The organism is Streptomyces sp. NPDC017676 (assembly GCF_044329325.1).
In the GTDB taxonomy this organism is placed as follows: domain Bacteria; phylum Actinomycetota; class Actinomycetes; order Streptomycetales; family Streptomycetaceae; genus Streptomyces.
In genome coordinates this window covers 53,385-63,474 of the sequence record NZ_JBIRJA010000024.1, presented here as the reverse complement: position 1 = coordinate 63,474, position 10,090 = coordinate 53,385, and the positions used below count along the sequence as shown (strand labels likewise).

Sequence of the window (10,090 nt, the reverse complement as noted above, 5' to 3'; positions counted from 1 at the left end):
AGGAGTTGCCCATGGGCAAGCAGGTCGACGTCGTCGTTGCCGGTGGCGGGGGATTCATCGGAGGCCATCTCGTGGGCTCCCTCCTGGCCCAGGGGCTCACCGTCCGCTCCATCGACATCAAGCCCCGGGACCAGTGGTACCAGGTGCACGACGCCGCGGAGAACGTGATCGCCGACCTGTCGCTGCTGGAGAACGCGCGCGCGGGTGTCCGGGGCGCACGGCAGGTGTACATGCTGGCCGCCGACATGGGCGGCATGGGCTTCATCGAGAACAACAAGGCCGCCTGCATGATGTCGGTCCTGACCAGCACCCACATGCTGCAGGCCGCCCACGAGGCCGGGGTGGAGCGCTACTTCTACTCCTCCTCCGCCTGCGTCTACGCCGCCGCAAAGCAGACCGACCCGAACGTCACCGCGCTCCGCGAGGAGGACGCCTACCCGGCACAGCCCGAGGACGGCTACGGCTGGGAGAAGCTCTTCTCCGAGCGCATGTGCCGCCACTACACGGAGGACTACGGGTTCATCACCCGCGTCGCCCGCTACCACAACGTCTACGGCCCGCACGGCACTTGGGCCGGCGGCCGGGAGAAGGCCCCCGCCGCGGTGTGCCGGAAGGTGGCCGAGGCGGTGCTCTCCGGCGACCACCGGATCGAGATCTGGGGCGACGGCCTGCAGACCCGTTCCTTCATGTACATCGACGACTGCCTGCACGGCACCCAGATGATCATGGAGGGAGACAGCGGCGAACCGGTCAACCTCGGCTCCTCGGAGCTGGTGACCATCAACCAGCTCGTCGACATCGTCGAGAAGATCGCCGGCATCCACTGCGAGCGCAGCCACCGGCTGGACGCCCCCCAGGGCGTACGCGGACGCAACTCCGACAACACCCTGATCCGCGAGATCTACGGCTGGGAACCGTCGGTCTCCCTGGCCGACGGACTGGAACGGACCTACGCGTGGGTCTACGACCAGGTCAAGCGCTCCCACCAGTGACGCCCGACGCGTCGCGAGGACACGAGACGATGAGGATCCTCGTCCACGACTACAGCGGCCACCCGTTCCAGGCCCAGCTGAGCCGGGAGCTGGCGCGCCGCGGTCACCAGGTCGTCCACTCGACCTGCACGGCCTACGTCTCCGGCAAGGGCGACCTCGCCGCACCCGCCGCGGGCCTGCGCTTCGCCACCATCGGCGACGGCGTCAGACTGCGCAAGGACGCCTACGTCCGCCGGCTCGGCCAGGAGACCCGGCTGGGCCTCGAACTGGCCCGGCAGGTGCGCCGCGAGAAACCCGACGTGGCGCTGCTGTCCAACATGCCGATCCCGGTCCTGGTGGTGACCGCGGCCGTCCTGAAGAGGCTGCGCATCCCCTGGGTGCTGTGGCACCAGGACGTCACCGCGGTCGCGCTGAAGAGCTTCGCCGCCGCCGATGTCGCCAAGTCGATGGGCCTGGCGGCGAAGGTGTTCGAGGCGGGCGAGAAGTGGTCGGCGCGACAGGCGGCGGCCGTCGTGGTGATCGCCGACTCGTTCGTACGGGTCCACGAGCAGTGGGGTACCGCCGGCAAGGTCACCGTCATTCCCAACTGGGCGCCGCTGGACGAGATCGTCCCCGTGGCACGGACCAACGGCTGGTCGGCGGAGCACGGTCTGCACGACGTGCGGACGGTGCTGTACTCCGGCACGCTCGGACTGAAACACAACCCCGAGCTGCTGGTGCGGCTGGCCGAGCGGCTGCGCGAGCAGGGAAGCCCGGTACGGCTCGTCGTCGTCAACGACGGCCCCGCCGTACCCGTCCTCAGGGATACCGCCGCGGCGCGGGGCGTCGGCCTGACCCTGCTGCCCTTCCAGCCCTACGAACGGCTGCCCGAGGTGCTGGGCACGGGTGACGTCCTCGTCGTCCTGCTGGACCCGGGGGCGGGACAGTTCTCGGTCCCGTCCAAGACGCTGTCCTATCTGTGCGCCGGGCGGCCGGTGCTCGGCCTGATGCCCGCTGACAACCTCGCCGCGCGGCTGCTCCGGCAGGCGGGGTCTGCGGTCTTCCCTCCGCAGGAGTCGGCACTCGACGGTGCGGCCACCTGGGTCCGGGAGGTCCTGTCCGACCCGGCCCGCGCCGAGCGGCTCGGCAAGGAGAGCCGCGCCCTGGCCGAGCGGGAGTTCGCCCTGGAGGGCTGCGCCTCCCGCTTCGAGGACATCCTCCACGGTGTCAGCGCCGACGGGAACCGCCGCCGGCCCTGAACCTCCCGCCCCGGGCGCGTTCGCGACCCGGCGCCGGGGGCCTGTCCGCGAGCGCGGCCCCAGAGCGCGGACCCGATCCGGCGGGGGACCGGCACCGGCGGAAGTGGTCGAACGCCGGGCGGCTGGTCTTCCTGGCGTCCGCAGCCCCTCCCAGGGCCCGGGCCGACAGGTCCAGGCGATCCAGGCGTGCGTGGAGCGGGGAGGCGGACGCGGTCGAGCGCCTGCCGGATCCCTGTCGGATACCCGCCTGATGCTCGTTCGGTCCCCCGCCGGGTGGTCTGCCGCCGGTCACCACCCCCTCGTACCGGCCCGCAGGTCCGGGCGACCCCGGCGTGCGCGGAGCGCGGGCGCGGCTTGGCCGGGCCTCTGCCCGACACCCGCCGGTTGCCCGCTCCCGAGCCCGGCCAGGGCCGGCGGGTGGGCTCGGGGGGTCAGCCGAGCGGGTTCGGTGTGGCCGGCTGCTGCTGGGGGTGGCTGTCGCGCGGGTGTACCCCGTCGTGCGTGCCGCCTCGGTCGGCGGGGTCGTTCCGGCGGCTGCCCAGGTAGATCTCCTCCAGCCGGTCCACCACGGCGCCGATGGAGTAGACGTCCTCGACCACGCGGCGGCCGGCTTCCGCCATCCGGGCGCACAGCTCCGGGTCGCCGAGCAGCCGGCGGACCGCTGCCGCCATGGACTCGGGACTGCCGTCGGTGACGAGGGCGGCGCCACGGCGGGCCAGTTCGTCGGCGATGCCGCAGGTGTCGGTGCAGACCACGGGCGTGCCGGCGGCCAGCGCCTCGATGACCGTCATGCCGAACGGCTCGTTCACGCTCGCCAGCACATGGACGGCCGCCGTCCGGTAGGCCTCGCGGGCCTCGGCGGGGTCGAGCGCCCCGCCGTAGCGGACGACGCCCGCGGGTCCCTGCTCGATGAGCCGGCGCACGGCGGGCAGCGATCCGTCGTCCGGGCCGTACAGCGTGAAGCGGGCCTCGGGCACCTCCTTGTGGACCAGCGCGGCCATCTCCACGAAGGCCTCCGGACGCTTACGGGGATGCAGCCGGGCCAGGAACAGCACATGCGGCTCGCGCGGCCGCCGCGGCGCCGGTTCGGGCGGGCCCGGCTCGATGCCGTTGGGCAGGACGCGCAGCGGCGGACCGTCCGGCCCCAGCACCCGCGCCACCAGCCCGCGCTCCTGCTCGGTCAGGACGCAGCAGGCGCGCGCCCGGCGCAGCAGCGGCAGGTAGAGCAGGTCGAACAGCCGGACGGGGAGCGCGGTGCGCGGCTCGACCATGCCGTGCGTCTGCGCCACACACGGCACCCGGCGCAGGGCGGCGACGGCGAGGGCGGAGAGGGAGACCAGGTCGCGCCCCGCGTGGACGTGCACGACCTCGGCGCCGCGCATCGCCCGCCACAGATCGCGTACGAGGAGGGGGTGCAGCAGGCCGATGAAACCCCGCCCCGGCAGCAGCGTACGGGCGGGACGCGAGCGCAGCCGGACGGCGCCGACACGCTCCGGTGCCGGGCCGCTGCCCCGCCACAGCGACATCAGCGCGACGTCGTGACCGCGTGCGGCCAGCTCCCGCGCCTGGGCGACCGCGACGCTCGGCGGACCGCCGAAGGCACCGTCGTCGCTGATGAGCGTGACGACGTGGAGCAGTCTCATGCCGTACGTCCCTTCGTCGTCAGGACCTCGCCGGGCGCGAGGTCCCGGTGGGCGACGGCGCCGGCGCCCACCACGGCGCCCCGGCCGACCGTGACACCGCGCAGGACGACGGCACGGGCCGCGACCCAGCTGCCCGGCTCCAGCCGGACGGGGCCGTTGTCGAACTCGAACGTGACGGAACCGGCGCGATGGCTGCCGGTGCACAGCAACGCGCCCTGGGAGACGCAGCAGTCGCTGCCGATCGTGACCGGTTCGAGGTTGAGGATCCAGGCTTCCTCGCCGATCCACACGTCGTCGCCGATCTCCAGCTTCCACGGCCAGTGCACCCGCACCCCGTGCCGGATCAGCACCCGCTGTCCGACCCGGGCGCCGAAGGCGCGCAGCAGCACCGGCCGCCAGCGGTCCGGGCACCACCATTTGACGAAGACCAGGTGGAGGACGGCGAACCAGGCGGCCTGCACGGGCAGGGGGCGTCCCTTGTCGTATCCGGCGCCGGTGAAGCCGCGCAGGGATCGCTCGACGACGGGCCGGTGCGGGACGGCTGCGGTCTGCGCCATGACGGTGTTCCTTCCGGTTCCTTCCCGGCATCCCCCGGAGGGCCGAGGCGTTCGGCTCGGTGGTCCTGCGCGTGATCCTTCATGCCCCGGCGGGCGAACCCGCCGCGATCGGCGCGTGTTGGCGGCAGGCTTGCCCGGATGGCGGAACTTCAGTAGGCGCCCTGGCCGTTCAGCACCGCGCGCACGGTGCGGGCCATCACGTTCATGTCCATGGAGGGGGACCAGTTGTCGACGTAGCGCAGGTCGAGCGAGACCGTCTCGTGCCAGGACAGGTCCGACCGCCCGCTCACCTGCCACAGCCCGGTCAGCCCCGGCTTGACGTGCAGCCGGCGCATCTCCACCGGGTTGTACCTGACGACCTCCTCGGGCACCGGGGGCCGCGGGCCGACGAGGGACATGTGGCCGAGGAGGACGTTGAACAGCTGGGGCAGCTCGTCCAGCGAGTAGCGGCGCAGGACGCGTCCCACGGACGTGACCCGGGGGTCGCGGCGCATCTTGAACATGTGGCCGTCGTTCTCGTTCGCCGCCTCCAGCTCGTCCTTGAGACGGTCCGCGTCGACCACCATCGTGCGGAACTTCCACATCGGGAACGGCGTGTTGTACTGCCCGACCCGGATCTGACGGTAGAGGGCGGGGCCGGGGGAGCCGAGCCGCACGGCCAGCGCCAGCAGGAGCAGCAGCGGCGAGAGCAGCACGATCAGCAGCAGCGCGCCCACGCGGTCCACGGCCGCCTTCAGCAGGGCCGGCATGCCACGGCGCAGCGGCGGCGAGATGTGCAGCAGGGTGAGCCCGGACGCCGAGGTGAGCCGGACCCGCCGCCGGGCGACCTCGACGATGCCGGGCAGCACGACGATCGGGCGGCCCCGGTCGTGCACCGACCAGGACAGCCGGCGCAGCCGCTCGCCCGACAGGTGCGGGCCCGGCGCCACGAAGACCAGGTCGGCGGAGAGTCCGTCGGCCGCCCCGAGCACCGTGGTGGCGTCCTGCTCGGGGGTCCCGGGCTCCTCGCGGGGCAGCCGCGCGTACACGGGGACACCGGAGAGCACCTCGTCCTCCCCGACCGGGCAGCAGCCGACGATCACGTACTCGTGGTCGGTGCGCTGGGCCAGCTGACCGACCACCGCGTCGATCGTCGGACCCTCTGCGACCACCACGACATGGCGCAGCGCGCGGCCACGCCGGCGTGCGGCGAGGAGATGACGGTGGATCACCTTGTGGCAGGCCGCGGTGAGGACCAGTGCGGGGATCAGCGCCGTGAAGGCTTCGGCCGGCACGCTCCCCAGCCCGCACAGCACACGGAGCGTCGCCAGCGCGCCGACCAGCAGCAGCCAGTCCCTCAGAACGGCTCCCAGGCCGCCGCCGTCACCCCAGGCGGAGGCCGTGTACCGCTTGCCGACCACTCTGATCAGCGGCCACGCCAGGGCGGCCACGGCCGCCAGACGCAGGGGGTGGGGCTCGTGGACCTCCACGATCGCCGCCGTGACCGGCAGTGCCGCGCCGGCCAGGTCCACACAGACGGACAGGGGGCCGTACCAGGGTGCGTGGGTGCCTTCCGGATGGGCCGGCCGACGCGACACGGAGACCGGGGCCTGTCGGGTTGCCGCGATTCTGAAGGGCCGCATGCCTCTCCTTAGAAGCTCCAATCCCAGACAACCGGCGCGGCCGCAGCGCCCCCTCCGGGACGGTCACGCCTTCACGTGATCTTTATATCAAGCAATAGTCATCTATGTCTGATTTGCCTACCGCCTCAGATCTACTACGTCCTGCTCGACCCGCCGGCCGGACGGCGCCGGAACCGGATCGCCGGGCCGACGGGGCGACGAGGGCGGTCAGCGTAGGTGGCGGCCGGTGCGCCGACCGGGTGGATGCGCGCGGCGCGCTGCACGAAACGCCACCGGCCGTCCTGACGTACGAAGCGGTCGTGGCAGCGCGTCCGCCGCGAGGGGCTGGAGCGGCGGATCGTCCAGCGCCGCGGGACGGTGACGTCTGCTCCACGGCCGCGCGTCCGGCCAAGCGCGCGCCTCGGCCGCCGATGAAGACACCCTCCGCACCGCGAAGAGCCGGCCGAGTCCCGGCAGGTCAGTGTGATCCCCCAGGGGACAGGGGGACGGTTAGGGGGAGTTCAGGAGTGCAGCGGCGGAGGCGCGAAGGGGGGCACGTTCTTTCCCGGGCAGATATCTGTCTCTTCCGCCCCTGCGGGGACCGGTGGACCGTGAAGGGGTGCCCGGCACGGACGGTGCGGGCACCGGGCCCGCCTCCCTGGCGCGGCGCCGCACACCACCGTTCCAGAGGAGTGCCCCATGAGCAGGAGTGATGTCGGCTTCGACAGCGCCGGTGTCCGGATCGCCGCGCACCTGTACACCCCGGACCCCTCCGGCGCCCCGGCACCGGGTCCGCGGCCGGCGCTGGTGGTCGGTCACCCCGGGACCGGCGTGAAGGAGCAGACGGCCGGCACCTACGCGCGGCGGATGGCCGAGCGCGGCTTCGTCACGCTCGCCTTCGACGCCGCTCACCAGGGCGAGTCCGGCGGCCTGCCCCGCGGACTGGAGGACCCCGCCCAGCGCGTGGAGGACTTCAAGGCCGCCGTCTCCTACCTCACCACCCGCGCCGAGGCCGACCCCGAACGGATCGGCCTGCTGGGCATCTGCGCCTCCGGCGGCTACGCGCTGACCGCGGCCGGCAGCGACCGCCGCGTCAAGGCGCTGGCCACGGTCAGCCCCGCCGACGTCGCCCGCCAGTTCCGCCTGGGCGCCGACGGCACCCAGGACCCGGCCGTCTTCCGGAGTCTGCTCGACGCCGCCGCCCGCGCCCGCACCGCCGCCGCCCGCGGGGAGGACCCCGGCGTGATGACGATGTTCCCCGAGACCGCGGAAGAGGCGGGTGCCCTGGGCGGCGAGCACGGCATCGAAGGCTTCGAGTACTACTGCACGCCCCGCGGCCGGCACGAGCGGTCCGCGAGGTTCCTCGCCTGGGAGAGCATCGACAGGCTCGCCGCCTTCGACGCCTTCCACGCCGTCCCGCTGATCGGTGACCGCCCCCTGCTCCAGATCGTCGGTGAACGCGCCGTGACCTCCTGGATGGCCGTCGAGGCCCATCAGCGCGCCACCGGGCCCAGGGAGCTGCACTGGATCGAAGGCGCCAGCCATGTCGACCTGTACGACAAGAAGCAGTACATCGACCCCGCCGTCGACAAGCTCACCACCTTCTTCGCCACCCACCTCACCGCCAACGGCTGAGCTCGACGAGTGTCGGTGGGACCCTGGGAGCCGACGCGGCCGGGTCTTCCGGGCGGCCTCCGAGGGCGACGGCACCTGGGCCGACGCGGGCCTGACGCGGCGGCCGAGAACGCTCGGGGCGGCAAGATGCTCGCCGCACTGCTCCCGGCCGCTCGCTCGTCCCGGCCGCAGGAGACGACACCGACCACGGCCTGGAGATGGGCATGGTCGTCGTCGTGGCGAGCCGCCACCGGGACCGGCACCGCCTTCCGCAACGCGTACGGACAGCCCGCCGGCGTCCTCGTCGCGAGCCAGGGGGCCCGTGCGGCGACGACGACCCGCGTCGACCCGGCGACCCCGCCGCCTGACGCTTGCCGAAGAGGCGTCCATCGGCCCCGCCGCCTGACGCCTGTCGAGGCGGCGCGCCGAGGGAAGCGGCGGGATACGCTTGCCCGCATGGGAGACGTGCGTGCGACGGGGCCGACGGGCTTCAGGTAGCCCGCCAGGAGATACCTGGCGGTCGCTGCGAACGGAGCCCCGTGACACGCACCGCCCACCACCTTCCCCCAGCACACAGTCGGAGGGCGCACGACCGCTCGTCGGGAAAGCCCTGGCGTTCCGTGGTTCTCCACGACCTCAGGTACAGCGCACGGAGCCTCACCGATGCGGCACGAGAGTCCCGAAGGCCCCAGCCTCGCCCGGTCCGCCGTGCGGTGCATGTCCACTCGTTCGCTCGACACCAGCGGGACCGCTCTGTCGCCCAGTGGTCCGCGGTGGAGGAACGCCGGGCGCGACAGCGGCTGCGGGCCCAAGTGGGGGTCGTTCTGCGGCTGGTGAACGGCGCCGCCGACGAACTCGCACCCGATGCCGCGGACATGGTGGACATACCCCCGGCGCGTCATCGACGTGGCTCGCTCTGGCTCGCGTAGGGGCCATCTCACACGTGTGACGACGCTGACCTGCCGACGGTACTCACCGGTACTCGACGGTGCCCCGGAGCGGGATGTACCGGTCGGCCTCCCAAGAGGCGCGTCACACGTTGCCCGCTCGCTCCGAGGTGTCACCCGGGTGCTCCTCCCGCAGCCACCGGGAGTGGTGGCGCTCCGCCCAGGAGCGGCTGACGTATCCCGTGCGCATGCCCGACCGCGCCTCGGGATCCGCGTAGGCCTTGCGCACGTGTCCGAGCAGGACGAACGTGATCGCCCAGGCCAGCACGTCGTGCACGAAGATCGCGCTGGTCCGGGAGACGAAGTGGGCCGGCCCCGGGAACCACATCAGCAGACCGGTGGACATCATCACGAGGACGGCGCCGGCGATCCAGCCCGCGTAGAGCTTCTGGCCCGCGTTGAACTTGCCGGCCGGGCGCGCCCCGGGCGACGTGCGGCGCCCGCGCACAGCCCGCAGCCACTGCCGGTCGTACACCGCGAAGCGGTTGAGCCTGCGCAGGTCCGCGCGGAAGCCGGGGGAGAGGAGACCCAGCAGGAAGGGCAGTGGCAGCGAGATGCCCGACCACTCGTGCACGGTGACCATCAGGTGCCGCCGCCCGACGAGCTGGGCGAGCGGCCCGAGGTACAGGCAGGCGGCCGACACCAGGCACAGCAGCATCAGCCCGCCGGTGGCCCGGTGGACCAGGCGCTGGGCGGTGCCGAAACGCAGGACGCGGCCGGCGGGGTCAGGCCCCGTCGCCGTGCCGGTCGGCGTCGTCGAGCCAGCCGTCGATCGCATATCCGCGTTCCTCCCAGTAGCCGGGAACGACCTTGTCGGTGACCGAGATGCCGGACAGCCACTTGGCCGACTTGTAGAAGTACATGGGGGCCACGTAGAGGCGGACCGGGCCGCCGTGCTCGTGGGTGAGGGGCTTGTCCTGCATGGTCAGCGCCACCAGGACGTCCGGACGGCGCGCCTGTTCCAGGCTGAGGCTCTCGGAGTAGGCACCGTCGAAGCAGGTGAAGCGGACCGCCGCGCCGGGGGAACGCACTCCGGCGGCGTCGAGGACGTCCGCCAGCCGCACCCCTTCGAACGGCGTCTTCTCCACCCGCCATCCGTCCGTGCACAGCACGTCGTGCACGATCCGGGTCTGCGGCATCGCCCGCAGATCGGCGAGCGTGTACGTCCGCGGCTTCTCCACCAGCCCGCCGACCCGCAGCGCGTAGTCGGTCTCGTCCTTGTGCGGTACCGAGCCGACGACGCTGTAGTACCGGAAGCCGCCCGGGTTCGGCAGCAGTCCGGTCAGTCCCGTGGCGTCCACCTGGGAGGCGCCGCCGAGGAATCGCTCCCAGCCGCGCTGGAGCGCGGGCGCGGCGGCGAGCCCGGCCGCGCCCGCGCCGAGCATGCCCAGCATCGCCCGCCGTGCCACCGGTGCGCCCTCGGCACTCCGCTTCGGTTTTCCCGCCATGGTCCGTGTGCTCCTTCGGGTGGCGACGGCCCCGGCGCCATGTGCCGCAC

At 72.9% G+C, this 10,090-nt stretch carries 8 protein-coding genes; 3 read left to right on the top strand and 5 right to left on the bottom strand.

Annotated features, from left to right (window positions below; genetic code table 11):
- Positions 1-11: 11 nt before the first annotated feature.
- Positions 12-992 carry an NAD-dependent epimerase/dehydratase family protein gene (locus tag ACH4LD_RS37760; RefSeq protein ID WP_398058353.1) on the top strand — a complete coding sequence of 327 codons (981 nt, stop codon included), beginning with the start codon at positions 12-14 and terminating at the stop codon, positions 990-992.
- Between the two features lie 29 nt (positions 993-1,021).
- Positions 1,022-2,230 (top strand): glycosyltransferase family 4 protein, encoded by a 1,209-nt coding sequence (locus ACH4LD_RS37755; RefSeq protein WP_398058352.1) that lies wholly within the window; start codon positions 1,022-1,024, stop codon positions 2,228-2,230.
- Between the two features lie 431 nt (positions 2,231-2,661).
- On the opposite strand, the gene ACH4LD_RS37750 is transcribed toward ACH4LD_RS37755, so the two are convergent.
- From ACH4LD_RS37750 to ACH4LD_RS37740, 3 genes are all read right to left on the bottom strand, one after another.
- Positions 2,662-3,873, bottom strand: a complete 1,212-nt coding sequence (locus tag ACH4LD_RS37750) for a glycosyltransferase family 4 protein (protein ID WP_398058351.1) — start codon at positions 3,871-3,873, stop codon at positions 2,662-2,664.
- Positions 3,870-4,430: a DapH/DapD/GlmU-related protein gene (locus ACH4LD_RS37745; protein WP_398058350.1), complete on the bottom strand. Its 561-nt coding sequence runs from the start codon at positions 4,428-4,430 to the stop codon at positions 3,870-3,872. The genes ACH4LD_RS37750 and ACH4LD_RS37745 overlap by 4 nt, the downstream gene beginning before the upstream one ends.
- 149 nt (positions 4,431-4,579) lie before the next feature.
- Positions 4,580-5,941, bottom strand: coding sequence for a sugar transferase (locus ACH4LD_RS37740; RefSeq protein WP_398058408.1), 1,362 nt, complete (start codon positions 5,939-5,941; stop codon positions 4,580-4,582).
- A 789-nt stretch (positions 5,942-6,730) separates the two neighbouring features.
- Here ACH4LD_RS37740 and ACH4LD_RS37735 point away from each other — a divergent pair.
- Positions 6,731-7,666, top strand: a complete 936-nt coding sequence (locus ACH4LD_RS37735; RefSeq protein ID WP_398058349.1) for an alpha/beta hydrolase — start codon at positions 6,731-6,733, stop codon at positions 7,664-7,666.
- Between the two features lie 1,011 nt (positions 7,667-8,677).
- Here ACH4LD_RS37735 and ACH4LD_RS37730 read toward each other — a convergent pair.
- Together ACH4LD_RS37730 and ACH4LD_RS37725 are read right to left on the bottom strand one after the other, a co-directional pair.
- Complete coding sequence (locus ACH4LD_RS37730) at positions 8,678-9,370, bottom strand: cytochrome b/b6 domain-containing protein (RefSeq protein WP_398058348.1); 693 nt, start codon at positions 9,368-9,370, stop codon at positions 8,678-8,680.
- Positions 9,318-10,040, bottom strand: a complete 723-nt coding sequence (locus ACH4LD_RS37725) for a molybdopterin-dependent oxidoreductase (protein ID WP_398058347.1) — start codon at positions 10,038-10,040, stop codon at positions 9,318-9,320. The genes ACH4LD_RS37730 and ACH4LD_RS37725 overlap by 53 nt, the downstream gene beginning before the upstream one ends.
- Positions 10,041-10,090: the final 50 nt, after the last annotated feature.

Excerpts from the sequence above, each read along its gene's own strand:
- ACH4LD_RS37760 (WP_398058353.1), top strand. The coding sequence starts at position 12 with ATGGGCAAGCAGGTCGACGTCGTCGTTGCCGGTGGCGGGGGATTCATC.
- ACH4LD_RS37755 (WP_398058352.1), top strand. The coding sequence starts at position 1,022 with ATGAGGATCCTCGTCCACGACTACAGCGGCCACCCGTTCCAGGCCCAG.
- ACH4LD_RS37750 (WP_398058351.1), bottom strand. The coding sequence starts at position 3,873 with ATGAGACTGCTCCACGTCGTCACGCTCATCAGCGACGACGGTGCCTTC.
- ACH4LD_RS37745 (WP_398058350.1), bottom strand. The coding sequence starts at position 4,430 with ATGGCGCAGACCGCAGCCGTCCCGCACCGGCCCGTCGTCGAGCGATCC.
- ACH4LD_RS37735 (WP_398058349.1), top strand. The coding sequence starts at position 6,731 with ATGAGCAGGAGTGATGTCGGCTTCGACAGCGCCGGTGTCCGGATCGCC.
- ACH4LD_RS37730 (WP_398058348.1), bottom strand. The coding sequence starts at position 9,370 with ATGCGATCGACGGCTGGCTCGACGACGCCGACCGGCACGGCGACGGGG.
- ACH4LD_RS37725 (WP_398058347.1), bottom strand. The coding sequence starts at position 10,040 with ATGGCGGGAAAACCGAAGCGGAGTGCCGAGGGCGCACCGGTGGCACGG.